Source organism: Shewanella decolorationis, from assembly GCF_004354305.1.
Classification (GTDB): Bacteria; Pseudomonadota; Gammaproteobacteria; order Enterobacterales; family Shewanellaceae; genus Shewanella; species Shewanella decolorationis.
Map to the genome: position 1 here is coordinate 687,493 of NZ_CP037898.1, position 24,592 is coordinate 712,084.

Consider the following 24,592-nt stretch of genomic DNA (forward strand, 5'->3'; position numbering starts at 1 on the left):
ACACTTGTAGCTAAATTGTTATAGTTATGCTGCGCATTTTATGGCTAACAATGAAGTTGTAACACAAAAATATCGTACGGTTAACACTTTTGAAGTAAAAAAGACTTAAGTCATACTTTTGCGATATGCCGTTCTGTTTATTGGGCTTTATCTTCTCGAGTTAATTAAGGCTTTACCGCCCGCGTAATCGGGTTTTGCAGGCTGATTAGGGTTTCAGTTGATTGAATTTCGTCGATGGATTGGATGCGGTTAATTAGCACGTGTTGCAGGCCATCAATGGATTGGCACATGACTTTGACAAAAATGCTATAGTTGCCTGTGGTGTAGTAGGCTTCTACCACTTCTTCTAATGCGTTTAGCTTGGCGATGGCGGCGGGGTAGTCGCCGGCACTTTTGAGATTAATTCCGATAAAACAGCAGACATCGTACCCGAGAGCCTTGGGATTGATGGTGATCTGGGCACCCGTGATAATCCCCGCTTGTTTCATTTTCTCGACACGCACATGGATAGTCCCCGCACTCACGCCGAAACGTTTGGCAAGCTCGGCAAACGGGGTGCGTGCGTCTTGCATTAAGGCTTCGAGGATATGGTTATCAAGCTGATCGCGCTGAAATGCGGTTTCCATAAATAAACTCTCTATAACATAATGAATTGTCATAAAGTTACGTTCTTTTATGGTGAATGGCTACTGCTTTTAGGTGTTTTTATTGTGTTTAGTGATCATTGCTCACCTTCTGGCTCACAAAAGGGAGCATCGGCACTGAACGTCATGCTCTCACCTGTGTACGGGTGTTTAATGGTGAGCTCTGCGGCGTGGAGTAATAATCGCGGTGCTAGGGATTTTGCTAAAGGATCGGCATAAAAACCGTCGCCGAGGATCGGATGCCCCAGCGCCATCATATGTACCCTGAGTTGGTGTGAGCGCCCTGTAATCGGCTTAAGCTTTACCAGAGTAGAGCGTTTGGCGCGGCTTAAAACTTCAAAATGAGTCAATGATGGCTTGCCAATGGCGTGGTCAACCTTCTGTTTTGGGCGATTGGGCCAGTCGCAGATCAGCGGATAATCCACACTACCCGTCGCATTTTTAACGTGTCCCGCGACTCTGGCGAGATAGGTTTTGCTGGTTTCTCTATCGTGAAATTGGCGTTTTAGCTCGCGCTCGGCGCTACGAATGAGCGCAACCACCATGACACCCGAGGTCGCCATATCGAGGCGATGGACGATTTGGCAATGGGGATGCTCGGCTTTGACTCGGGCATACACACTGTCGTAATGGGCGGGATCGCGACCGGGCACGGACAATAATCCCGAAGGCTTGTTGACCACGATTATGTCTTTATCTTGATAAAGCACATCGAGCCAGGGAGTTGTCGGTGGTTGGTATATAAAATCAGTCATAATCGCGCCTATTAAACAATGCGCGGCAAAGATACTCTGCTCGGCTCTGGGGCGCAAGTTTGTTGTCTCTCCTACTTATCTCGCCCAGCTTTAATCCAGCGAAGAATGATTTGCAGATAGAGCTAGATTTGAGTTTTTGTTATACTCGTCACCTTTTTCGTTATTGTTCATTTTGAGCCTGTGAAGTATGAGCCAGCCAGAGATTTACACACCTGAGACACTTTCTCACGTTAATAACCGCTTAGAGTTATTGGCGCCCGCAAAAAATGCCGATTATGGTATTGAAGCCATTCGCCATGGTGCCGATGCGGTTTATATCGGAGGTCCTGCATTTGGGGCGCGTGCGACGGCAGGTAACAGTGTGGAGGATATCGCGCGCCTGTGTACTTTTGCTCATAAGTACCATGCTCAGGTGTTTGTGGCCCTAAATACCATTTTGATGGATGATGAGCTCGAAACCGCAGAAAAACTCATTTGGGATGTGTATAACGCTGGCGCCGATGCACTGATTGTGCAGGACATGGGGGTTTTACAGCTTAACCTGCCGCCGATTGCGCTGCACGCCAGCACCCAAATGGATAACCGTAATCCCGAGAAGGTCGCCTTTTTGGAGCAAGTGGGATTCTCACAAGTGGTATTGGCACGCGAGTTAGGCTTAAGCCAAATCCGTGAGGTTGCGGCTCATACCAATATGCAGATTGAGTTCTTTATTCACGGCGCCCTGTGTGTGGCCTACAGTGGATTATGTAACTTAAGTCATGCTTTCAGTAACCGCAGTGCGAACCGCGGTGAATGTTCGCAAATGTGTCGTTTGCCGGGCAATCTTAAGACCCGTCAAGGGGATGTGTTGGCGCAAAACGAGCATTTACTCTCATTAAAAGACAATAACCAAACCGATAACCTCGAAGCCTTGATTGATGCCGGCGTGCGCTCCTTTAAAATTGAGGGACGTTTGAAAGACTTAAGTTACGTTAAAAACGTAACCGCCCATTATCGCCAAAAGCTCGATGCCATTATGGCGCGCCGCCCTGAATTTGTGGCGTCATCCCATGGCCGTACTGAGCATACTTTTACCCCAGATCCAGAAAAAACCTTTAACCGTGGTAGTACCGACTACTTTGTCCATGAGCGCAGCCAAGGGATTAAAGACTTCCGCTCGCCAAAATATATCGGCCAAGATGTGGGTAAAGTGGTCGCCATCGGCAAAGACTTTATTCAAGTCAGTTCAACCCACGAATTTAATAACGGTGATGGTTTAGCGTATTTCCCGCCTAACTATGCGATGGCAAAACAGTCCGATGATAAATTGCAAGGTTTACGGGTAAACCGCGCAGAAGGCCATAAGCTGCATGTATTGCAGGTGCCGCGCGATCTGCGTGTTGGTATGACGCTGTATCGTAACCATAACCAAGCCTTCGAGACTTTACTTTCCAAGGAGTCAGCTAAACGTATTATTGGCGTCGATATGCGTTTAACTGATACCGCTACGGGTGTGGCGTTAACGATGACGGATGTGTACGGCCTGAGTGCAACAGTTGAATTGGAAGTCGAAAAGACGCCCGCCACCGACGCTGAAAAAACCTTGCAGACTATCCGTACTCAATTGTCGAAACTGGGCAGCACCGATTTTACGGCGCGCCAGATTCGTATCGAAACCGCTCAGCCTTGGTTCCTGCCAGCATCAACGCTCAACGGCCTGCGCCGTGATGCGGTAGCGGCATTAGAACTTGCCCGAGTGGAAGGCTACCAGCGTCCCAAACCTTGGAAATATAACCAAGATGCCGTGTATCCCTTCAAGCACTTAAGTTACTTAGGTAACGTGGCAAACGAAAAGGCCAAAGAGTTTTATCAACGCCATGGCGTGATTGAAATTCAGGACACCTACGAGAAAAACGGTGTGACCGAAGATGTGCCGTTAATGATCACTAAGCATTGCCTGCGATTTAACTTCAATCTGTGTCCTAAGGAAGTGCCAGGCATTAAGGCCGATCCTATGGTGCTTGAGATTGGTAATGATGTATTGAAGTTGGTGTTCGACTGTCCAAAATGCGAGATGATGGTCGTTGGTGAAAATCGTCAGGTTCGTGGTCAAAAAGCCGTTTAATTTAGGCTTGAATGGTTATCAAGGGAGCGTTGAGTATTCAATGCTCCCTTTTTGTTTTTAAGGCTGTCACAGCTCTCTTTGTTGCCACTTGGTTAACTACAAGATATTTTATTGAAAAGTTTCAATAATAAAGGATGTCAGCATGGGATTGTTAGATGGGTTACTGGGGAATGCGTCAGAGGTCGATTTACAGGAACTGGCCGAAGAGCTGCGCCCAATTATGGGCATTCAAGAAGAATTAAAACTGGCCTATAAAGTGATCCGCGATCTGTTTGTATTTACCAACAAACGCTTGATCTTAATCGATAAGCAAGGACTAACGGGCAAGAAAACCAGCTATCATTCAGTCCCCTATAAATCCATTACCCATTTTGAAGTGGAAACCACAGGCCATTTCGATATGGATGCCGAGCTTAGGATCTGGATCTCTGGCCAAAGTGATCCTCTGGTCAAAGAGCTCAAACGAGGCACCGATGTCGTTGGGATCCAAAAGACCATAGCGACGTTTGCGCTCTAATTACTCACTTTTGCGATTGAGTTATCAGCAGGTCGTCGCCGAATTGACCTGCTGATATTCAATCAATTCAAGACTCTATGGTTTGAACCGTTGGACTGTTCTATCGGTTCACCATTCATAGTATAGGTTTCGGATAATTCGAGCCGGCCTTGTTTATCGTACTTATTGTGGATCCCCACCCAAAAGTGTTCTTGCCCCTGAAAAAGTAAGTTGCCTTCTTCGGCGATTTGACGATTCGGATGATAGCGTTTCATGGCATAGAGTTGGCTATCTGGGTCGAATATTAAATGGTAACTAAGGATTGGCGCCGACGTTTGAGGCTCCTTAGTATCATTGGCCCTAGCCGTTGCCTCGACAATAAGCTTATTGTCATTGAGCTTGGTTTCCGCTGCCATCGTCGGTTCCTGCTCGGCTAAATCAAAATAGTGGCGGGTTTCATTGAGCTTACCATCGTCGCTGAGCCAGGCTTCGCGTTGTAACTGGCCTTGCGGTGTAAAACGTTGCCAGTGGCCGACATCCTGATAATCGTTTTCTATCACTTTTACAAAGCCAGACTCGAGCAATTCGCCTTGTTTTGAAAAGGCTTTTGAGCTGAATAGGTTCTCGTCTAGGCGAGTGAGCAGCCAACGGATAGCCCCATCCTCATAGTATTCGATGCGAGTATCAGGGTGACCCGTTTGATAATATTCCCGTTGATTATCCTCAAGATGGTAGCCGCAACGGGTGTTGGAGTGGCTCTCAAAGGATTCGAGAACACCTTGCTTGTTATAGGAGGATCGTTCCTTGAGGTAACCTTGGCCATCACGGACAACATATTCAGCAATTGTCTTGATGGTACCGTCTTCATAAAACCAGCGAGCAGTGCCATCGCGATTACCTTGAGTGTGGGGCAGATACATTTGAATTTGCTGGTTTTCATAGTATTCGATAAAGGGCGCGATGGAGAGGTTACGCTGATATTGGCCTTCGGCTGACAATACGCCGCTTTCATAATAACTGCGGAAAAGGCCTTCTCTTAAGCCCTTTTCAAGATAGATCTCAAGGGAGAGTTGACCATTTTCATGGTACCAAGTGGCAAGACCCTGCTCATGGCCATTTTCAAAGGGGATGCATTGTTCAAGCTGTCCGTTCCGATACCATTTCTCGCTGTTACCATGGGCAAGGCCATCAACAAAATTGAGTTGGCTTGCCAGCACGCCATTGGGGTGCCATTCCTGACGTAAACCGCAATTTAACCCCTGTGGATTGAGGTGTTCTCGCCAGGCCAGTTGGCCATCTTCGTAATAGGTTTCGAGGCTTTTACCCGAGGCATCGAGATGCACTTCTTGTTTCAGATTGCCGTTGGTATGGTACCAAAGCTCTTTAACCAACTCCCCCATGTCATAGCTTAATTCGGCCTGCAGCGTGCCATCTTCATAGTAGATATGCTCGGTGCCATGGATTTTTCCCGCCTGCATGGGGCGTATTAGCCACAGAGCGCCTGATTCATAATAGCGAGTTAACTGGTTGATATAATTATCTTCGCTATCCTTTTCGGCGGTTTCTTTTATCTCACCATTGCTATAGTAGCGGGTTAGTAGCATCCCCTCGGAGTGGCGCTCCTCGACTTGATTGATTTTGCCCTCATTGTCATACCAAGTCTGGCGCCCGAGCTGCTGTTCCTCAATAAAATGTCCTTCAAACTGCAATACACCTAAGGCATTGAATTGGCGAGTGATGCCGTTGCGCTCACCAAAGTAATTACAATCGACGGCCTGAGTGAGGTTGGGGGATTGGGTGACAATTCTGAGTAGATTCTGACCTTGCTCTGTCTCAATCTGATGGAATGTCCGTTGCAGTTTGCCCGTGAGACTGCCGAAGTCCTGCATATCGCCTTGGACTCTGTGCTCGGCATCGACATGAAAACGGCAGATCACTAATTCTTGCGGGTTTACCAGTGCCACTTTCCATCGTGCTTGAGTTGTCGCCGCATCAGCATCCGGCTCTAGGCTACAGATCTTATCCTGACCGAGATAAAAATCTTGCACTGGGCCGTGTCTCTCTATGCGGTCAAATTGGGTCTCGTGGAAGGTACAGGATTCATGCTCTCGCTCCCAACCGAGTAGCTCGATCGTTTGCGGGTTGTCGAAGTAGTGGCGGGTAAACTCTTCATGGGTTTCTGAATGAGTGGCTTGCGCCGGAGTCGCTTGAATGGCAAGACTAAAATAGGGCTTGAACGTACTGGAAGGGAATGGAGCGGGATTGGGAGAGGTTTGAAAAGGTATGTCTTGATGGGCGCAGCTATTTTTCTTGGCATTAAATAACTTAGTTTTAAATGCGCGAAACAACGACATAGGTCAACTTCTCCATATCCATATGATACAACGATCTTTTTGTCATCTCATAAGGCTCTTAGCCCTAAGAGCGCCTATGATAACGGTTTATACTTTGGTTTCTCAATAGATTATCTTGCTCTCGAGCCATGATAAGGATTCAAGATGCTACAAAATTTTTATCACTCACTCCCCGATGATTTATCACAAGAAGTGTTCGAAACCCTTGCTGGCAACGGCAAGGTGAAGATAGAGCGCATTATCTCGCAAGGTCATTCGACGCCAGCGGGGGAGTGGTACGATCAAACACAATATGAATGGGTGATGTTGCTTAAAGGGGAGGCACAGCTCGAATTTGAAGATGCTCTGATAGTTACCCTAACACCTGGGGATTATCTCACCCTAGCGCCGCATCAAAAGCACAGAGTCGCGTCGACCAGTTCAGAGGGGGAAACCCTATGGCTGGCAGTATTTTACGATGCTGAATGATGCAGAGATTCTATATATCTACGGCTATTTGAGTTGCCATTGCCAGCTCGGCGTATTGAGTAAATCCTGCCCCACAATTTGGGTTTGCCCTAGATTTTTATCGAGTGCCAAGGTATTGCAATGCTCAAACTGACTCAAGGCATTAATCAAGCGGTTAGCGTGGGACACGACCCAAAGCTGACAACCCTCGGAAGCCTTAGCGATAAGCCGAGCTAAAGCGGGCAATAAATCGGGGTGCAGGCTGGTTTCTGGCTCATTTAATACCATTAGCTCGGGTGGTCTTGGGGTGAGCAATGCCGCGATAAGCAGTAAATACCTCAGGGTACCGTCGGAGAGTTCACTGGCATGCAGCGGCCTTAATAAGCCTTGCTGGTGGAATTCGAGTTGGAGTATCCCGCCCGCTTGGGGCGTGATACGCACCTTGGCCCCCGGGAAAGCATCGGTCACCGCATGATCGAATGCCGCTTTATCGCCAATCTCAAAAATAGTTTGTATGGCAGAGGGGAGATCTCGACCGTCATGGTGCAATACGGGCGTGGCTGTCCCGAGCTGCGGACGACGCGCTGCCGCTTCGGCATCGGTTCGAAAATGATCGTAAAAACGCCAGGCGCGAATGCTATCCCTTAGCGTTAACACTTCAGGGCTACGCTCAGGATCGGCAAGTTCGGTAAAAATACTGTCACCGCTTTGCAGATGGGCGCTCAAGGTGAGCCAACCTTGTCCCTCAGGGCTACGACTCTTCACCATAGGGCCGCGCCGCTCCACCAACACGCTGGCGGGGCGATATTTGGGGCCATTCCAAATCGCCTCGCGTTTAATTTGCGGATCTAAGCCAAATAGGGTGGTGGAGTCCGGTTTGGGGAGGCCAAGTTCAATCAGGTAACTAAAATCTTCGCCCGCAAATCCGAGTTTGAGGCGTTTGGGCGCTTGTCTGACCGTCGCTTCAATTGGCGTGTCGCCCGCTAACATGCCCTTGGTGAGATTTTCTGGTCCTGCCCAAAAACAGGAGTCTAAGCCGCCTTCCTGCGCCAAAGCATTGACTACGCCACCCTGCGCCGTTTGCGCCAATAGACGTAATGCTTTGTATAAATTAGATTTGCCACTCCCGTTAGCGCCAGTCACTAGGTTCAGGCGTCCAAGGGGTAAGACTATCTCCCTTAAGGTGCGATAGTTAGAGATGGCTAGGGTGGTCAGCATGACGGTCCATTTATTCGTGTGATTATTCGCAATTCAACCATGACGTTGTTAGCGCGCTTAGATGAGTACCTGATTGAGCACTCTTTGCCAGTTACCGCCCATAAAGCGGTCGCGATCGGTCGACTTAAAGCGGGCCTTAGCTAATGCATCGTCGATACGGCTCATACGCTCGATATGGTTTAGCTCGGGAATGACCACATGCCTTGGCTCCGCATCAAACCCTAACACTTTTTTAGCCCTTAGGCTGTACCACCATTCTTGATATTCCTTCACGCCCTGGGCATTGTCGTTATTCAGGGCTAACAGATTTTCTTGGCCTCTGAGCGGATAATCATTGGCGATGGCGACACAATCGACCCCACCGACACGGGCCACATATTCTAACTGGCGGATATAGTCATCAACGGTCGGGACGGCTTTGTTGGTGAGCCAAAAGCTCATCATAAAGACCCCGAACACGCCGCCTGAATCGGCAATGGCGCGGATCACTTCATCGGGGCTGCAGCGGGCATGTTTGACAATACCGCGCGCCGCGCCATGGCTTTGGACTATGGGCGCGCGGCTGAGTTTGGCAACATCTAACGCGGTTTGGGCACTTGAGTGACTGACATCGACTAAGATATTGGCATGGTTGAGTTTTTCAATCAGTGCACGGCCATGTGCCGTAAGAGGTTTATTGAGTCCTCCATTGACGTCGTTATCGAGGGCGCCGCCCGCAAAGGTATTGCCGTAATGGTGGGTGAGCTGCAGTGCTCGCAGACCTTGGTGGTGAAACTCATCAACGCGGGCCCATTGGTTAGCCTCGCTGTCGTCTTCAACGCAATCCGCGCCTTGAATTTGGAAGAAAACCGCAGTGCGATTGCTCTCCCTCGCCAATTGGATATCGCGTCCGGTTAAGCCTTGCAGGAGAATGTCTGAATGTTCGCTGACGCGTTTCGCAGCTTGCTGGATGCTTTCCATGCAGGCTTTGTAGGTGCGCTTGTAGTTTAAGGTGCCGTCGGCTTGTTCAATGGTTTCGATGGCGGAGATATCACATAAAAAGGCATCGAGCCCCGATGCGCGGACATCGGCTAAGTCATCGGGCAAAAAGGATAAACCATCGATATATAAGCGCCGAGAGCGCGGCGCAGCAAGGCTGGAGAAACTGGCAAAGGGGCTAAGTAGCGTGGCTGCGCCAATCCCTTTTAACAGCGTTCGACGATCTTGATTAACAGCCTTCATGGGCGTGCGCTCTCCTTCAGATGAAGCTAATTTTTACTTCTTTATACCCTGTTAAGGCGTAGAAGTCTTTGATTAAATCCCTCTTTTACCGATTTAACCCGCAGATTGATTTAGGGTTTTACCGCATCAATCATTGCCTTGGCTAAGGCATGTAAGCCATTGGTGCGCGAGGGACTTAATTGGCCCTCAAGCCCTAATTGTTTGAAATAGGTGGAAGGGTCGAAGGCGAGTATCTCGTCGCTCTGTTTGCCGTGACAGGCACTCAGCAGTAAACCGATTAATCCCTTGACGATGCGCGCATCGCTATCGGCCAGAAAATAATGCTTAGCGTCTTGCTCAATATGGTACAGCCAGGCATCACTCTCGCAGCCTTTCACTTGGGCGGCCTCAAGGCGAAATTCATCCGCTAAACTCGGTAAGGTTTTTCCTAATAACATGATTTGGCGATATCTTTCCTGCCAGTTTGGTGCTTGCTCAAAACGAGCTAACAGGCTTGATGAATCCTCAACGGAGTAATCAAACTCGGTGGCAGCGGGCATGATTGGCAATGTCATAGAAAAAATGTCCTCCTCTTAAGCGTGTAGCCTGATGGCGCAATGATATTAGCCCTTAGCGAGCGGATTAGAGCAGCAACTCTTTGACAGAGGCTAAGGCGGCAATAAAGCGGTCGATATCGGCTTTATTAGTGTAGATACCAATCGATGCTCGGCAGCAGCCCTTAAGGTTAAGGGTTTGCATTAAGGGCATGGCGCAGTGATGGCCGCAGCGAACAGCAACGCCTTGTTGGTCTAATAAAATCCCGACATCTTGATGGTGCTCATCGCCCAGATTAAAGGCAACCGCACCGAGATTATCACTATGGGCAGCATAGAGATGCACATCTCCGAGGGCGCGCAGCTGCTGCTGTAAATACTGCAGTAGTTCTGCCTCGTGGGCCTGAACCGCTGGCGTTAAGTGTTGTTGCAAAAAGCGGATTGCGGCGCCTAGGCCGATGACTTCACTGATGGGCGGGGTACCTGCCTCTAAGCGATTAGGTAAACTGCCAAACTCGGTGCCATCGAAACTCACTCGTTTAATCATCTCACCGCCCGTTAACAGTGGCGTGAGCGTATCTAACTTGTCGAAGCGGCCATAAAGCACGCCAATGCCGGTTGGACCATACATCTTATGGCCTGAAAACACATAAAAATCACAATCGATAGCGGCCATATCTAAGCTTAAGTGTGCAACCGCCTGCGCTCCATCGACTAAGGTGATCGCACCCTGCGCCTTGGCTTGCTGCACTAACTCGACAACAGGATTCACTGTGCCTAAGGCGTTCGACACATGGCACAGGGCAACTATCTTGGGCTTGAGGGCGAGCAATACTTGATAGGCATGGCGATCGAGCCTGCCATCTTGATCGAGAGGGATAGGTTTAATGATGGCGCCCGTGCGTTTTGCCAATTCTTGCCACGGCACTATGTTGGCGTGGTGGGCGGCGGTATCGATCAAAATCAGATCGCCCGCTGCAATCTGTGGCGTTAAGCCATAGGCAACTAAATTGATCGACTCAGTAGTGCCATGGGTGAAGATGATTTCTTCGCGGCGTTTAGCATTAATAAACCCTTGTAACTCATCGCGAACCTTCTCGTAGCTAGAGGTCGCGCGCGCCGACAATTGGTGCGCCGCGCGGTGCACATTGGCATTGTCGTTCAGGTAATACTGCGCCATGGCATCTAACACGGATTGCGGCTTTTGGCTGGTGGCAGCAGTATCGAGATAACACAGGGGATAGTCGCCCAACATTTGCGAGAGGGTAGGAAATTGCGCGCGGATTTGGCTATGGCTATCGGACAATGCTGTGTCGGTCGAGGTTGAGTGTGTCATCTAGGGCTTTACGCAATAAAAAGGCGTTGGGATCTTCGGATATCTTCCCGTCGAATGCAAGTTTTCGCGGGCGTTTATGGCATCCCAACGTTTATTTCCCCGTTCCCTTATTATGGCGGTTTAGCTTAACTAAGATTCAGTCTCAAATTTCTCCTTATGCTTAAGTCGTAGACTCAAACGTTAAGTTTGTAGATTGCTACTATTTTTGTTTCGCCACGCTTGCACGTCACTGCAAAGCCAAAAACTCCGACTATGCTAAATAAAGACAAATAAGACATTTGCAGTCGGAGTGACATCCCCATGCTTGGCTTTTTAAAAGATTTACAGATCAAATATAAGATGAGCAGCCTTATTGGCATTATGCTGATACTTATCCTACTTTTAGCCGGATTTAGTTTGCTTAAAATGAAGCGGGTTGCCGATGAAATTCATGGTATTACTGCTGAGAATTTGCCATTGGTGAAGCTATCAAGTGAGGTCACTATCTGGCAGCTTGAAAGTTCGGTTAGTCTTGAGAAAGCCTTCAGAGCCTCTGAAATCCCCGTATCTGCTCAAGATAAATTAATTGAGGGCTTTATTGCTGAGGTGATTCAGCATAAAGAGCGAATCAATAATGAACTGACGTCAACCCAAACTCTACTCAATGAGGCGTTAACAGTTCAGCAAGCTCCTGAATTACGAGAAAAAACACAACAACTTAGCCAGGAAGTTGCCAATATTATTCAAATTTACCGCGATTATGATGCAAAGCTTGCTATTGTCGTCAGTGAAATACAACAACATGTAAACCCGACGGAATTGCTACAGCAAGTTGATGAGCTTGAACGTATCCAGAGCCAATTTAATTTAAAGTTGAGCCAGTTTACTGAGCGCTTAGAAGAAATGACTCAAACCGCAGTCAGTATTACCGAGGATGAAGAACAACATGCAGTTTACGGCTTAATGATTCTTTCATCCATTGCGTTGATTTTTGGTTTAGTCATTGGTATCGCATTTAGTCAATATATAGTGCGTTCGATTATGCGTTTACGTAACGCGGCAGCCATGATGGAGGCTGGAAACTTTAGCCGAGAGCTCAAAGTGGAATCTAAAGATGAGCTTGGTGAGCTTACGGTGAGTATGAATCAAATGGGGTTGACCCTTAGCCGTACTGTTGGTCAAGTCATCAGCCGCAGTGAAGAAATCGCCTCTATGGTGACGGAATTGAATGCGGTCGCAGAAAATAATCGAAAAGCCATCATGAGCCAGCAGGACGATACAGACCAAGTGGCCGCCTCTATGGCACAGATGGCGGCGACGATTACTGAAGTCGCAAGCAGTGCTGAAAGTACATCCTATTCATCTGGGCAAGCGGAAAACCGCGTTAAACAAAGTTGTAATGTGGTGGAGGCCAGCGAGAAAATAAGCCAGCAATTAGTGATTAGTGCCCAGCAATCGAGTCAACTTATTCAACAATTACAATCTAGTACCAGCAAAATTTTAAATTTTGTGTCAGTCGTTGATGCTATTGCTGGCCAAACCAATTTACTTGCCTTAAACGCTTCAATTGAAGCGGCGCGGGCTGGTGAACAGGGAAGGGGATTTGCTGTGGTTGCCGATGAGGTGCGAGCCTTAGCGACTCGAAGCCAAACCGCCACACAGGAAATCAGTGAGCTGATCCAAACCTTAGTGCTGGACGCTAAGTCTGCCGTCGATTCATTCAGTAAAAATGAGCAGCAAATCAATGAGTCATCTTTACTCGTTAATCAAATAAAGCAAAATTTATTTGATATATCAGACGCCTTAACTCAATTGTCTCTGGCGAATACGCAGGTTGCTACTGCAAGTGAGGAACAAGCAGTAACTGCTGAGGATATTAGTGAGCGGATTAATACCATTCGTGATTCAGGTGAGTCTGTTCTCAATAGTGCCTTCGAGACAACAAAGGCCAGTGAATCGCTATCTCAGCAAGCCAATGCGTTACGTGAAGCAATGCATCAGTTCAAGGTTAGAGCAGGTTAACACTTTGCTTTTACTTACATAACAAAAATGCCCAACCTATAAAGTTTGGGCATTTTTATATGAACAAAGTGCAAGAGCGGATGTGGTTTAGCACTGAAGTTTGCAGCGATATCTCAATCCTTTCACTCTATTACGTCACCTTATTGCTTACTGAAGACAATTCGTTTTTTGCAGCATTGCGGGTGGGTTTTGCGCTCGGCTGGCGACGATCTTGATGCCTAGCTTTAGCATTATCCGTCTGTTGTGGACGAGATTTAGCGGGTTTGTGTTCGCCGTTGGTTGAGTTAGCTGCGCTTTTACCGCGTTGCGAATGTTTATGCTGCGGTTTTGGTGAGCGGCCTTGTTCGGTAATTGAGTGCGAGTTTTTATGCTCAGCGTTTTTTGCAGCTTGGGGACGCTTATGCTCACCTTGCTGATTTTGTTGCTCTGGGGGCTGAGTGCGCTGGTGTTGCGTATTGCGCTGCCCTTGATTCGGTTGCGTTTTTGCGCTCTTTTGCTGAGTAGCGGGGTTGCTACTATTCTCAGACGTTTTACGACCATCGCGGCCCGTACCCGCTCTTGGCGTTGGTTTACCTGCGCTGCGATGCTTACGTTGGCTCGCCACGGCTTTGATTTTGTTCTCTTTACCATGGGCATTTAGGGTCGACTCTGGGAGCGCATGAACAGGGCTGAAGCCTTCAACCTCCTGCCTTTCAAGCACGCGATTGATCAAACGCTCAATGTCCCTGAGTAGCTTAGTTTCTTCGTTACTGACTAAGGAAACGGCTTGGCCTAAGGCGCCAGCACGGCCGGTGCGGCCAATACGGTGCACGTAATCTTCGGGCACATTGGGCAGATCGAAGTTCACCACTTGTGGCAATTGGTCGATATCGAGCCCGCGTGCCGCAATGTCGGTCGCCACAAGTACTCGTACTTCACCACTCTTAAAGTCGGCTAAGGCTTTAGTACGTGCGCCTTGGCTCTTGTTGCCGTGGATAGCGGCGGCACTGATCTCGGCTTGAATCAGAGTTTTAGCCAGTCTGTTGGCGCCGTGTTTAGTGCGTGAAAACACTAAGACTTGCTGCCAGTTTTCCTGCTTGATGAGCTGAATAAGTAGCGCCGATTTTTGATTCTTATCGACGGGACAAATCCATTGTTTGACTGTGTTTGCCGCGGCGTTGCGTGGCGTTACTGAAATTTCTACTGGTTGATTTACTAGGCCTTTGGCAAGCTCACGGATTTCATCGGAGAAGGTCGCCGAAAACATCAGGTTTTGTCGCTGAGTGGGCAACATGGCGAGGATTTTTTTTATATCGCGGATAAAGCCCATGTCAAGCATGCGATCCGCTTCATCCAGCACTAAGACTTCGAGTTGATTAAACTTCACCGCCTTTTGCTGCTCAAGATCTAATAAGCGGCCTGGCGTGGCGACCAGTACATCTACCCCGTGGCGTAGTTTTTGAATTTGGGGATTAATCGGCACGCCACCAAAGACAACCGCCGAGCGTAATGGCAGATATTTACCATAGGTTTCAACACTTTCGCTGACTTGTGCCGCTAACTCGCGCGTGGGGGTGAGCACTAGGGCGCGGATTTGTCCCGCCTTCGCTTTATGGCCTTTAGAGAGTAATTCGAGCAACGGCAAGGTAAAGCCTGCGGTTTTTCCTGTCCCCGTTTGGGCCGCAGCCATCACGTCTTTACCCGTCAGTACGGCGGGAATCGCCTGTGCTTGAATGGGAGAGGGTGTGTCATAACCTTGTTCAGTCACGGCTTTTTGGATTGGAGCAGATAAACCTAGGGAGGAAAAACTCATTAATGGGTCTCTTGTGGCAGCAAAAGTTCGCAGCAGTAGTATGGCCAAATTGGCGGGCGTGCAGCTTACATGAACAGGCGCTAGATCGCCATGTTTCAAAGTCGTTTGTTGTTTATCTGGCGCAAAAGCCTATTCAGGAGTAGCTAATTTATCGTCCTATCAGTATCTTGTTCAGTATTTTGGGAAAGATCACGCTTGTGTTAATTTCATTGCTTCTAAGTAATCTAACTTGGAGTAAAATTAACAAACCTCCTCAATAGGTTGCAAAGACATTAGTATGGCGTTGTTGTAAATCGGATTGGTAAAGGTAATCGGGGAATTTTCCCTTTGCAGCTTGAACTCTGCACCATTGAATTCTTAGGATGGGTTCTCTTAGGAATATTCACGCTCCATGGCAGGTGGATTATGACAGCAATACAGCATATTGAGCGCCTAGCGCGTAGTCGAAGTGAACAGGCTGTGGCAGTTATTCGAAACGTGCAGCAGATGTCCAACATTCCGATGCAGGAGATGCAGTTAGCGCTCAAGCAATTATTACACTGTGGCCGAGTGGCATTGCATTTTCATCCGGACAGAATCGATAGCCGTGGCCTCACTGTGGCCGAGGGGTTATTACGTGATGGTCAATATCGCAGTCAATTCGAAACCCATATCTCCAATGGGCAGTTATCTCCTGAGTTAGGTGGACCAAGGGACCACTGGGAAAATCAACTCTTTGGCGACGTCTATAAAGGAACTAAGTCTCGCCCTAAATATGGCGCCTTAGATTTAGGCATGTGGCAGGATGGTCCTGCCCCACGTTTTGGCAGCTGTTATTTGCTGACCCATTCGCAGTTGCTTACGCGCTCGACGTTCACTTATTTAGATTCCTACCGTAATCCAAAGGAAAAGGGCACCTTATCCTGTTTTGATGATGTATTAGCGGCGCTGCTCACTGAGAGTTTTGAGCGCCACTATGCCTTGGGCAAAGTGGATTTTAAACCGTTAAACGTGATCCAATATTTGGCGCATCAGCTGAATTCATCTTTGCTGTCGCGGTTTGAACGGCCGATGTCGACGAATCTCGATCATTATATCGAAGCGCAAATCCACGGTGATGTATCCCTCGATGAGGACATTGCCATGCTGGTGGCCGATCCGAGCTTTAAAGGGACTGAAATCGGCACCACCTTAAGCAAGCTCTGTGATCGTTATGATATTGAGCTGCAATACCATAATGGCTTTAGCTTGCACACGGCGCAGATCCCCAGTGATTTTCGTGGGCCGACAATGCCATCTTTGGCAAGTCGTATTGCAATTGATGAACGTGTTGACGCCTATGCGATTGGCGTGGCAGCGCGGGATTTATACCATTCGCCCCAACATTGGCGTGATCGGGGGAACCGCGCTCAGGTGGCACACGAACTCAAGCTACTCTGGCATGTGTTAGTTAAATATGGTAGTACTCAGCCTTAGCGCAGAAATAGGGCCATTCAATATGGCGACTTGCGCATTGTTGACGTTTTGATAGCGCCCAAAACGTCAACACGTCTGTATGATTAGCAACCTGTGTCAACCTTCGTATAAGTTGGAACACCAGTTGTCTCCCATTTATAGTCTATATAACAATTAGTTGCTGATACCTCCGCTTGAGTCGGGGTCGCCAAATTTAACTTTTGCTTTGGGGTTGCTATAACTTGATAGGTGCCGTTGGATGTATAAATGCGGTAGGACCAATCATTAACGTTTAAGCCTGCTGCATTAAAAATTTCAGGTGGTGTTGTGTAGCCCGCACTCGGTGCTGTGCCACTGCTACTTGCGGCCCAAGGTTGGTAATTCTCACCCCGAATGCCATCAAAAACTACACGATTAGTCGTACCTGTGTTGGCGATTTCTGATTTTGCCTTGAATAAGGTGACGGCAGACTTCATTGATGCCAATGCACCAGACAACTGACTTTTGTACGCATCAGACTGTAAATTCACAAATTTGGGGACGGCCACTACGGCTAAAATGCCCAAAATAATAATCACAACAACAAGTTCTATTAACGTGAAACCGGAATGCTTGTTTGTCATTGCTATCTAACTCCTTGAAAAATATTCCTATCTTAGCTAACTATTTCGCTAATGACCAGTTAGCTAAGATTTTAGTCTTTATCCTTGCTAAATAGGGTTATCCGCAATCAACAAAGACTGTTAAGTTTGATGATATGTGAGAGTGCGAATACGTGTTTATAGGCGTGCAGTGTTTATCTGTGTGAGCTAAATCTGAATTTATTGATCGTTATCGCATTTTTATGAATCTTTTGGCAAAAGGTACGTCCAAGGTTTCATCTGTTGGGGATGCCTGCGATACTGCGTCCCTATCGAACCTTTTCGCTTATTGCAAGTTCTTGGCATTGATTGGTAAGCGTTAGTTCGATTTCTACAATTTACTGCAGTGTTGGTTTTGTTGGAGCACCATGGATAAGTCGTTAGAAAAGTCCCTTCTCGTTTGGCTCAAGTCGCAAAAAAAAGCCTGTGGCTGGTTTGTTAAGCTCTCCGTATGGTGTGGAATGTTAAGTGCTATTGCATTGATAGCACAGGCTTATCTGATAGCCACACTCCTCGATGGCGTCATTGTTGGCAATGCATTACAGGCTTTTACTGAGGGAGGGAATAGCACACCAATCCAGTCTGCTGTGGGTGCGAGCGATTATCTGCCACATTTTATGGCCTTGATTGGGTTAATGTTGCTGCGAGCCTTACTCGCCTATGGCCGTGAGCGCGCCAGTTTTGAAGCGGGTAAGCGCTTACGCCAACAGATCCGCGGTGCGGTAATGGATAAGTTAACTCGGCTCGGGCCTGCGTTTATTAAAGGTAAACCCGCAGGCAGTTGGGCGAGCATAGTCTTAGAACAAGTGGAAGATTTACAAGATTTTTATGCCCGTTATCTACCGCAAATGACCCTTGCCGGCGTGATCCCCTTATTGATCCTCATCGCTGTATTTCCCATCAACTGGGCGGCGGGGCTGATTTTGTTGTTAACTGCACCACTTATCCCGCTGTTTATGATCCTTGTCGGTATGGGGGCGGCCGATGCTAACCGTAAAAACTTCAATGCGTTAGCTAGATTAAGCGGCCATTTTATGGATAGATTAAAAGGGCTTTCGACCCTAAAACTGTTCCATAGGGGTGATGCTGAGCTTAAGGTTATTGAAAAAGCCTCGGAGGAGTTCCGTAGCCGTACTATGTCTGTGTTGCGCATGGCCTTTTTAAGCTCGGCGGTGCTAGAGTTTTTTGCCGCGGTATCGATTGCCGTATTAGCGGTTTACTTTGGTTTCAGTTATTTAGGGCACCTCGATTTTGGCTACTATGGCGCGCACGCTCAACTTGGGCCTAATGCGAATGAAGGCTTACCTTTTAGCCTGTTTGTCGGCTTGTTTATCCTCATTTTAGCGCCGGAGTTTTATCAGCCCCTAAGGGATATGGGCACTCACTACCATGCCAAAGCGCAGGCGATTGGTGCCGCGCAGGCTTTAATGACTCTGCTTGAGCATCCTGAGCCTCAGCCAACAGACTCAGTCGTTGGTGATACCAGACTTGAGAAGATTGAAAGCCTGATAGCTGAAGAACTTGAGGTCTTTAGCGTTGATGGCAGCCGCTTATTAGGGCCCATCAGTTTTGAGTTGAAACAGGGGGAACATTTAGCCTTAGTTGGTCCAAGTGGCGCCGGTAAAACCAGTTTACTCAATGCCTTATTAGGATTTTTGCCCTATAAAGGCAAACTGCTAATCGATGGTGTTGAGCTCGCAAGCCTCGACCTTGCCCATTGGCGACAGCAATTAGCATGGCTTGGGCAAGAACCGCAGTTATTCCATGGCACAGTGCGGGAAAACGTCGCCTTAGCCAATCCCGAAATGACGGATGAGCAGATATGGCAATTGCTGGAGCAGGCCAATATCCATGAGTTTGTCCGCAGCCAACCCCTTGGTTTAGCCACGCCGATAGGCGAGCAGTCATCGACCTTATCGGTCGGGCAGGCGCAACGTATTGCGCTCGCGCGGGCATTGGGGCAGGCGGCGCAGCTCTTTATTCTCGATGAACCGACGGCGAGTTTAGACAGTGTTAGCGAACAACTCGTCAGCCGCACCTTAAAAGCGGCGATGGCGGGTAAGATGGGCATTATGGTGACCCACAGGGTCGATCAACTAGATCATATGTCGTCCATCCTTGTGCTCGATAAAGGCAAGATAGTCCAGCGGGGGGATTTTGCGACGCTGTCAACTGAGGCGGGGTTATTCCAAACCATGTTGCATGAAAATACTGAATCAGTAGCCGATATTGGGCTTGAACCGTCAATGCCTGATACCCACAGCGATATCGCGTTAGGGACAACCGAGGGAGCCGCACAATGAAAATTATCCTTCCCTTTATTCGGTTGTTTTCCCACCAATGGTTAATGATGGCCGTTGGGCTAGTGCTCACTCTGACCACACTTATGGCGGGGATTGGTTTATTGTCGCTGTCGGGCTGGTTTTTATCGGCGACGGCGGTGGCGGGATTAACGGTTATCGGCTCCCAAGCCTTTAACTTTTTTACCCCCGCGGGTGGCGTGCGTTTCCTTTCAATCGCTCGAACGGCCAGTCGTTACGGTGAGCGCCTAGCAACCCATGAGGCGACCTTTAAGTTACTGACTGAGCTCAGAGTGTGGGCGTGGCGAAAACTCTTCCCGCTCAGCGCTAAAAATCTGCAGGGGCTGCGCCGCGCGGATATGCTCAACCGCCTCGTGGCGGATATAGATACACTCGACCATCTGTATTTACGGTTGTTGACGCCGATGGCGGCTTCCTTGCTGATGACGGCGTTGTTATATCTGTTCCTCGCATGGTTTGATGCCAAGCTGGCCTTAAGTTTATGCCTGTTTTTGATTGTGGTTTGGTTGCTGCTGCCTCTGCTGTTTTATCGGCTTGGGCACGAGCCAAGTCGCAATATGTTGGAGACCAAACGCCAATATCGGGTGCAGTTGCTTGAGATGTTGCAGGGCCAAGCAGAGCTGAGTTTATTTGGTGCGAACGCCAGATACAGACACAAGCTCGACGAGGCCGAGCAGGCGTTATTTGCTAGCCAAGGGGCGATGGCGAATATCACCGCCTTGAGCCAAGCCATGCTGATCCTCGCGACGGGCTCGGCACTCATCATGATGCTATTTTTAGCCGCCAATGGCGTGGGCGATGCTGTGCCTCCCGGCCCGATGTTTGCCTTGATGGTGTTTGCCACTATGGCCTGTGTCGAAATGATGATGCCGATTGCGGGTGCTTTCCAACATTTGTCAGGCTGCGTGCTGGCGGCGACACGAATCCACGAAATCACCGAGCAGGAAAGCGATATTCGTTTTAGCGAAGATTCAACGCTTAAGGCGACATCGGGCGGGCTGCAGATGACGGATATCCACTTTGGCTATCACGACAACCAAAGTGTATTGCAGGGCTTATCCTTAACCGTAGAGCCAGGGCAAAAGGTGGCGTTATTGGGCGCAACGGGCTGCGGCAAATCCAGTTTATTGTCCTTAATCACCCGTGAATGGCAGGCACAGCGTGGCCAAATTTACCTAGATGGTCATCAACTGAGTGACTATAGCGAGGCCGCCTTAAGATCGGCGATGACTGTGGTGAGCCAACGAATTTATCTGTATGCAGGCACGTTGCGGGAAAACCTTGCCATTGCCTTGCCTGTGCCAGCAGGGCAAAAGCGTACCGCCAATGACGAGCGTTTTATCCAAGTCTTACAACAGGTTGGTTTAGGCGAATTACTCAAAGGCGATAAGCCTCTCGATATGTGGATTGGTGAGGGTGGCCGGCAGTTATCGGGCGGCGAGCAGCGCCGTATAGGCGTAGCAAGGGCATTGCTGCGTGATGCGCCGCTATTATTGTTAGATGAGCCAACCGAGGGCTTAGATAAGCGTACCGAGCGGGAAATCCTAAGCTTATTATTTGAATTTGCGAAAGATAAAACCTTGCTAATGATCAGCCACAGATTAACGGCGATGGCCAAGATGGACCAAATTCACCTCCTCGCCGAGGGGCAAATTGTGGCATCGGGTAACCATGAGCAGTTACTGCAAACTTGTCCCGCCTATCAGGCGCTCTATCGTCGTTTAGCTTGAGTCAGGATGTCGACTGGGTGAGAAATATGTGCAGCAGGAGTAAAGCCGTTAGATGAATAACCCAATGCAAGCAGACTTTGCACTAAAAGAATTGGCACCAAAAGAATTAGTACCAAAAGAATTAGCCCCGCAAATTAACGCCCATTTTAACGGTAAGTTTGAGGTGGAGCTTAAGTATCGGCTCGCAGACCGAGAGGCTTTTTGGGCACGCCTAAGCGCTAAATCACCGGAGGTGATGCTCGAGGATAATCTTGAGCATGACTGGTATTTTGATTCACCCTCAGCGTCGTTAGCGGCTGAGCATAAAAGCCTGTGTATTCGCGAGATGCAGCCTTCTGGTATCCGACTTTGGATCGTAAAAGGACCCGAGAAAGACCGCTGTGAGGCGGTCAATATTACGGATGCAGACAAAGCCAAAAGTATGCTGCGTACTTTAGATTATCAATGTGTGCTTGAGATTAAAAAACGCCGCAGCGTGTATTTTCTCGGGGAATTTCATTTAACGCTTGATTGGCTAGAAGGTTTAGGTGACTTTGCCGAGCTTGCTATTATGACCAATGATGAAGCTAAGTTGCCCATCTATGAGGCGCAGCGGGAGTTTTTATCCTACAAGCAATTACAGCAGGCTTTACAACAATAATCGCTTTGCGTGGATACATCCCAAGTCCATTTGGGGATGAATCATGAAAACGTGTTTATGATGGCTTATTTTCCTAAGCGCTGAGAAAAGGCTAAATAACGTTTAACCTCTTCTTCGGGGAATCGTAATTCTTCACCGTCTTTCACGCTGCTAAGCAGATTTTCCCGCGCATAGCGTTTAATCGTTGCCGGGCTCTTATCCAGCAACTTGCACACTTCATCCACAGTTAACAGATTATCACTCATGGCTCACTCCCACTTATTGATTGGTGATTAACCCAATGAGTATAGAACAAGAAATAAACTGCGCTTTACTGGCGCAGTCTTAGGTTGGCTGGGACTACTTAGATTGACGCTGGGTTTCTCGCGCCAGATATTCGCTGCCTAAATGTGCCTTGGCGGCGGTAATGGCTATCACGGCGCGGGATTTAAATTCGCGGCGATAGAGGGTGACCACCACAAACAGGCTGGCCAAAATAAATAGGATAGGGTGCACAAACCAGCAGAGCACCGCCATCGAAAAGTAGTAAGCCCGCAGGCCATAGTTATAGGAATGGGCGGCTTGATCTTGCACCGTCGCCATTTGCCGCGCGTAGGCTTTGAGGTTGTCGTTGGCGCCTTCGCTATCCATGGGGCCTGCGCCAATCATCACGTTTACAAAGCCATATTGGCGCATCGACCAGGTAAATTGGAAAAACGCCATCACAAAGATCACTACCAATAGCGCCAGCTTCACTTGGACTAAGGAGTGGTTCGGTGGTGTGGCATAGGGAATAGTGGCGATCACGGCTTCGAGGCGTTCAACCTGGGCAAATAAGGTTAATACCCCCGCGAGCACGAACAGCGTAGTCGAGGCAAAAAAGGCAATATTACGCTCAAGGTTCGCTAATAACGCCGCATCGCCTACCCGCACACCTCGAGTCATCAGCTCGAGCATCCAGTAGATCCTGTGCTTATGCAGGCCACGGGCAATACAGTCGGTATCCTTCGCCTTGCGTCGGGCAAAAGCGGTATAGCCAGCCCAAGAAACGATAAACCACGTTAATGCAGAAATATCTAATAGCGAGAATGTCATAGTTGCCTTGAGAAAGTGACTTTGAGAAAGTAAAAAATAGGTTGATTGAATGGCGATTATGAAGGTTTTTATCTCTTAGGTGCAATCCCCTCATATCGCTTTCAAATCTCGGCTATTCACAATTTGAAGCCGCTCACATTGGCTTTAAAACCGCTTGCTTGGTGAGACTCAGTTTTGAGGACATTCATGTCAGGTAAGTGAGTGAGATAAATGCATTAAGGCGTATCTCGAAGCCGCGTGCTGATTGAGGAAGACTTTGTAACTATAGCCGTTGTGTGTTTAATGTTTACAAATATCGCCCGAAAGTGGTTCGCCACGGCATTTACTCACCGACACGCAGCGAGTCCGTCCGTGGATGCTCGACCGCCCCGTCCATGGGGCGGACGGTCGTCTTCGCAAATCGCCTTGGCTCACCTATCTAACATTAGCGTCATCTGATGTCTGATTCGACTGACGCTATCTTGGCATCTGATAGGCAGGATGCTTGAATGTCGTTCTAGTGCATGGATGCACTAGAACGACCATGCCTCGCTCACGCAACGAACGCAAATGCCCTGCGGCAACTCCGAGGGGATGGTGCACTCTGTGATTTCAGTGTCGGACTGTTAGTCCCAAAAGAGTTATGCATGTCCCATCTTTTGATTGGGATATTGGCCTTGCTAACCCCGAGGTGACCATATATGTCCCTGATTTCTTAACTTGAATGCTTGTTTATGTTTTTTCCTGCAGCAACCTAAGACCTTTCTTTTTATTTTGAATCCAATTTCCAGCAAGAACTACAACTGAGCTTGATAAAACCCCTATTAAGAATGAAATAAAATATTCGAAATATGCTTGCTCACGGCTGATTTTGTTTTGATACGCAAACATCGCTTCCAACTTGCTTTGGTCTAATTCTAAAATCTGCTTAATTTGATCTCGTTCAGATTCTAATTGTTCCGTTTCTTTGGCAATCAGTTGAACTGCTGATTTCTGGGACTCTACATAATTACTTAAGGTTTGTAGGGATGCTTGAATTTGATCAAGTTCATTAATCTTATTTTCTATTGACTCATCTCTAGAAGCGGTACTAAGGGCAATAGATGCAATACTAATCAATATTCCGAGCATCTAAGCTATTGATGATAAAGCGCTAATTTTAGTCACCGTTGTCCACGTAGACCAAAATTTAGTAGGAGCGAGCTCTTGATTGAGGTGCTTAATTGCATTTTCTGTTTCTGCCGGGCAACGACTTCCATTAGCTAAGACCTGACTCTTATAACCCAGCAGTTTTTTCCTGATCACTTCTTTTTCAGACCTAGACAAATCACAATTGTATGCGCCACTATGTAACTCTTGATACTCATCAACTTTCATTAAATCTCACTTCCTTCCTCAAAAACATAACGTCTTAGTATTTATTCGCTGTTTGAACGGCATAAATCGATTGTTGGACTTGACAGCTACCACATCCATGTCAATTGGTATAAATGATGCTATAGGAATTTGCTTTTTTGTGGTAGCGGTTTTATTCAGTTTGGTCGGTAATTACTTGATATTGTTTTGGCTTTTTCATTCTTTAAAGCACACGTCTTAATGATGGGATAGGCACCACTCTCTTGGGATTAATAGTTAACTCTGAAGTAACAGAATACGCCTCCCCTCGGAGTTGCCGCAGGGCGAATAGACAAATTGCGTGAGTTCGGTCATGGATGACCGACTAGCTTTCGCAGGTGCAGGGACGCATCCTTCGGAAGCGATAGCAAATTTGGCAATGAGCACAAGGGGCTTTCAACTCCGGTGGGGCGTCTTGGAGCATCCAAGGAGGATAGGACGAGCAGTCCTCCTTGGTCGGGTGTGGGGTGAAGCCCC

Annotated in this window: 21 protein-coding genes; 8 read left to right on the forward strand and 13 right to left on the reverse strand. The window is 48.1% G+C overall.

What is annotated here, in order from left to right; genetic code table 11:
• Positions 1-164: 164 nt before the first annotated feature.
• Positions 165-626: a transcriptional regulator AsnC gene (gene asnC / locus EYR25_RS03065; protein WP_011073571.1), complete on the reverse strand. Its 462-nt coding sequence runs from the start codon at positions 624-626 to the stop codon at positions 165-167.
• 95 nt (positions 627-721) lie between these two features.
• Positions 722-1,399 (reverse strand): bifunctional tRNA pseudouridine(32) synthase/23S rRNA pseudouridine(746) synthase RluA, encoded by a 678-nt coding sequence (gene rluA, locus EYR25_RS03070; protein WP_133178505.1) that lies wholly within the window; start codon positions 1,397-1,399, stop codon positions 722-724.
• A gap of 187 nt (positions 1,400-1,586) precedes the next feature.
• Here rluA and EYR25_RS03075 point away from each other — a divergent pair, with 187 nt between their 5' ends.
• Complete coding sequence (locus EYR25_RS03075) at positions 1,587-3,503, forward strand: peptidase U32 family protein (RefSeq protein ID WP_023268475.1); 1,917 nt, start codon at positions 1,587-1,589, stop codon at positions 3,501-3,503.
• Positions 3,504-3,645: 142 nt separating this feature from the next.
• A complete protein-coding gene (locus EYR25_RS03080) occupies positions 3,646-4,020 on the forward strand; it encodes a PH domain-containing protein (RefSeq protein ID WP_011623880.1) in 375 nt (124 codons plus the stop codon).
• A 62-nt stretch (positions 4,021-4,082) separates the two neighbouring features.
• On the opposite strand, the gene EYR25_RS03085 is transcribed toward EYR25_RS03080, so the two are convergent.
• Entirely contained in the window at positions 4,083-6,353 is a 2,271-nt protein-coding gene (locus tag EYR25_RS03085) for a toxin-antitoxin system YwqK family antitoxin (RefSeq protein ID WP_133178506.1), read from the reverse strand.
• 144 nt (positions 6,354-6,497) lie between these two features.
• Between EYR25_RS03085 and EYR25_RS03090 the strand changes: the two genes are divergently transcribed.
• Positions 6,498-6,821, forward strand: a complete 324-nt coding sequence (locus EYR25_RS03090; RefSeq protein ID WP_133178507.1) for a cupin domain-containing protein — start codon at positions 6,498-6,500, stop codon at positions 6,819-6,821.
• Between the two features lie 24 nt (positions 6,822-6,845).
• On the opposite strand, the gene EYR25_RS03095 is transcribed toward EYR25_RS03090, so the two are convergent.
• From EYR25_RS03095 to EYR25_RS03110, 4 genes are all read right to left on the reverse strand, one after another.
• Complete coding sequence (locus EYR25_RS03095) at positions 6,846-8,018, reverse strand: AAA family ATPase (RefSeq protein ID WP_023268472.1); 1,173 nt, start codon at positions 8,016-8,018, stop codon at positions 6,846-6,848.
• Between the two features lie 57 nt (positions 8,019-8,075).
• Positions 8,076-9,239 carry a membrane dipeptidase gene (locus EYR25_RS03100; RefSeq protein WP_133178508.1) on the reverse strand — a complete coding sequence of 388 codons (1,164 nt, stop codon included), beginning with the start codon at positions 9,237-9,239 and terminating at the stop codon, positions 8,076-8,078.
• Between the two features lie 110 nt (positions 9,240-9,349).
• Entirely contained in the window at positions 9,350-9,793 is a 444-nt protein-coding gene (locus tag EYR25_RS03105) for a SufE family protein (protein WP_133178509.1), read from the reverse strand.
• A gap of 67 nt (positions 9,794-9,860) precedes the next feature.
• Complete coding sequence (locus EYR25_RS03110; protein WP_133178510.1) at positions 9,861-11,108, reverse strand: aminotransferase class V-fold PLP-dependent enzyme; 1,248 nt, start codon at positions 11,106-11,108, stop codon at positions 9,861-9,863.
• Positions 11,109-11,408: 300 nt separating this feature from the next.
• Between EYR25_RS03110 and EYR25_RS03115 the strand changes: the two genes are divergently transcribed.
• Positions 11,409-13,109: a methyl-accepting chemotaxis protein gene (locus EYR25_RS03115; protein ID WP_133178511.1), complete on the forward strand. Its 1,701-nt coding sequence runs from the start codon at positions 11,409-11,411 to the stop codon at positions 13,107-13,109.
• Between the two features lie 130 nt (positions 13,110-13,239).
• Here EYR25_RS03115 and EYR25_RS03120 read toward each other — a convergent pair whose 3' ends face one another.
• Complete coding sequence (locus tag EYR25_RS03120; RefSeq protein WP_133178512.1) at positions 13,240-14,901, reverse strand: DEAD/DEAH box helicase; 1,662 nt, start codon at positions 14,899-14,901, stop codon at positions 13,240-13,242.
• A gap of 405 nt (positions 14,902-15,306) precedes the next feature.
• Here EYR25_RS03120 and EYR25_RS03125 point away from each other — a divergent pair, with 405 nt between their 5' ends.
• Positions 15,307-16,356 carry a DUF3626 domain-containing protein gene (locus EYR25_RS03125; RefSeq protein WP_133178513.1) on the forward strand — a complete coding sequence of 350 codons (1,050 nt, stop codon included), beginning with the start codon at positions 15,307-15,309 and terminating at the stop codon, positions 16,354-16,356.
• Positions 16,357-16,439: 83 nt separating this feature from the next.
• Here the strand turns inward: EYR25_RS03125 and EYR25_RS03130 are convergent, their stop codons facing one another.
• The gene (locus tag EYR25_RS03130) at positions 16,440-16,958 is read right to left on the reverse strand and encodes a type II secretion system protein (protein WP_133178514.1); all 519 of its coding nucleotides are present in this window, start codon (positions 16,956-16,958) and stop codon (positions 16,440-16,442) included.
• A 386-nt stretch (positions 16,959-17,344) separates the two neighbouring features.
• On the opposite strand from EYR25_RS03130, the gene cydD reads away from it, so the two are divergent.
• From cydD to EYR25_RS03145, 3 genes are read left to right on the forward strand one after another with little or no spacing between them, the layout of a single operon-like run.
• A complete protein-coding gene (gene cydD, locus EYR25_RS03135) occupies positions 17,345-19,279 on the forward strand; it encodes a heme ABC transporter permease/ATP-binding protein CydD (protein ID WP_133178515.1) in 1,935 nt (644 codons plus the stop codon).
• Positions 19,276-21,027: a heme ABC transporter ATP-binding protein/permease CydC gene (gene cydC, locus EYR25_RS03140; RefSeq protein ID WP_133178516.1), complete on the forward strand. Its 1,752-nt coding sequence runs from the start codon at positions 19,276-19,278 to the stop codon at positions 21,025-21,027. The genes cydD and cydC overlap by 4 nt, the downstream gene beginning before the upstream one ends.
• A gap of 52 nt (positions 21,028-21,079) precedes the next feature.
• A complete protein-coding gene (locus tag EYR25_RS03145; protein WP_133178517.1) occupies positions 21,080-21,667 on the forward strand; it encodes a class IV adenylate cyclase in 588 nt (195 codons plus the stop codon).
• Between the two features lie 65 nt (positions 21,668-21,732).
• Here EYR25_RS03145 and EYR25_RS03150 read toward each other — a convergent pair whose 3' ends face one another.
• The 4 genes from EYR25_RS03150 to EYR25_RS03165 form a co-directional block, all read right to left on the reverse strand.
• Entirely contained in the window at positions 21,733-21,912 is a 180-nt protein-coding gene (locus EYR25_RS03150) for a helix-turn-helix domain-containing protein (protein WP_023268461.1), read from the reverse strand.
• Positions 21,913-22,006: 94 nt separating this feature from the next.
• Complete coding sequence (locus EYR25_RS03155) at positions 22,007-22,741, reverse strand: DUF599 domain-containing protein (protein WP_039978653.1); 735 nt, start codon at positions 22,739-22,741, stop codon at positions 22,007-22,009.
• 711 nt (positions 22,742-23,452) lie between these two features.
• Positions 23,453-23,839 (reverse strand): hypothetical protein, encoded by a 387-nt coding sequence (locus EYR25_RS03160; protein WP_133178518.1) that lies wholly within the window; start codon positions 23,837-23,839, stop codon positions 23,453-23,455.
• A gap of 12 nt (positions 23,840-23,851) precedes the next feature.
• Complete coding sequence (locus EYR25_RS03165; protein ID WP_133178519.1) at positions 23,852-24,097, reverse strand: hypothetical protein; 246 nt, start codon at positions 24,095-24,097, stop codon at positions 23,852-23,854.
• Between the last annotated feature and the right edge of the window lie 495 nt (positions 24,098-24,592).

Excerpts from the sequence above, each read along its gene's own strand:
- asnC (WP_011073571.1), bottom strand. The coding sequence starts at position 626 with ATGGAAACCGCATTTCAGCGCGATCAGCTTGATAACCATATCCTCGAA.
- rluA (WP_133178505.1), bottom strand. The coding sequence starts at position 1,399 with ATGACTGATTTTATATACCAACCACCGACAACTCCCTGGCTCGATGTG.
- EYR25_RS03075 (WP_023268475.1), top strand. The coding sequence starts at position 1,587 with ATGAGCCAGCCAGAGATTTACACACCTGAGACACTTTCTCACGTTAAT.
- EYR25_RS03080 (WP_011623880.1), top strand. The coding sequence starts at position 3,646 with ATGGGATTGTTAGATGGGTTACTGGGGAATGCGTCAGAGGTCGATTTA.
- EYR25_RS03085 (WP_133178506.1), bottom strand. The coding sequence starts at position 6,353 with ATGTCGTTGTTTCGCGCATTTAAAACTAAGTTATTTAATGCCAAGAAA.
- EYR25_RS03090 (WP_133178507.1), top strand. The coding sequence starts at position 6,498 with ATGCTACAAAATTTTTATCACTCACTCCCCGATGATTTATCACAAGAA.
- EYR25_RS03095 (WP_023268472.1), bottom strand. The coding sequence starts at position 8,018 with ATGCTGACCACCCTAGCCATCTCTAACTATCGCACCTTAAGGGAGATA.
- EYR25_RS03100 (WP_133178508.1), bottom strand. The coding sequence starts at position 9,239 with ATGAAGGCTGTTAATCAAGATCGTCGAACGCTGTTAAAAGGGATTGGC.
- EYR25_RS03105 (WP_133178509.1), bottom strand. The coding sequence starts at position 9,793 with ATGACATTGCCAATCATGCCCGCTGCCACCGAGTTTGATTACTCCGTT.
- EYR25_RS03110 (WP_133178510.1), bottom strand. The coding sequence starts at position 11,108 with ATGACACACTCAACCTCGACCGACACAGCATTGTCCGATAGCCATAGC.
- EYR25_RS03115 (WP_133178511.1), top strand. The coding sequence starts at position 11,409 with ATGCTTGGCTTTTTAAAAGATTTACAGATCAAATATAAGATGAGCAGC.
- EYR25_RS03120 (WP_133178512.1), bottom strand. The coding sequence starts at position 14,901 with ATGAGTTTTTCCTCCCTAGGTTTATCTGCTCCAATCCAAAAAGCCGTG.
- EYR25_RS03125 (WP_133178513.1), top strand. The coding sequence starts at position 15,307 with ATGACAGCAATACAGCATATTGAGCGCCTAGCGCGTAGTCGAAGTGAA.
- EYR25_RS03130 (WP_133178514.1), bottom strand. The coding sequence starts at position 16,958 with ATGACAAACAAGCATTCCGGTTTCACGTTAATAGAACTTGTTGTTGTG.
- cydD (WP_133178515.1), top strand. The coding sequence starts at position 17,345 with ATGGATAAGTCGTTAGAAAAGTCCCTTCTCGTTTGGCTCAAGTCGCAA.
- cydC (WP_133178516.1), top strand. The coding sequence starts at position 19,276 with ATGAAAATTATCCTTCCCTTTATTCGGTTGTTTTCCCACCAATGGTTA.
- EYR25_RS03145 (WP_133178517.1), top strand. The coding sequence starts at position 21,080 with ATGAATAACCCAATGCAAGCAGACTTTGCACTAAAAGAATTGGCACCA.
- EYR25_RS03150 (WP_023268461.1), bottom strand. The coding sequence starts at position 21,912 with ATGAGTGATAATCTGTTAACTGTGGATGAAGTGTGCAAGTTGCTGGAT.
- EYR25_RS03155 (WP_039978653.1), bottom strand. The coding sequence starts at position 22,741 with ATGACATTCTCGCTATTAGATATTTCTGCATTAACGTGGTTTATCGTT.
- EYR25_RS03165 (WP_133178519.1), bottom strand. The coding sequence starts at position 24,097 with ATGAAAGTTGATGAGTATCAAGAGTTACATAGTGGCGCATACAATTGT.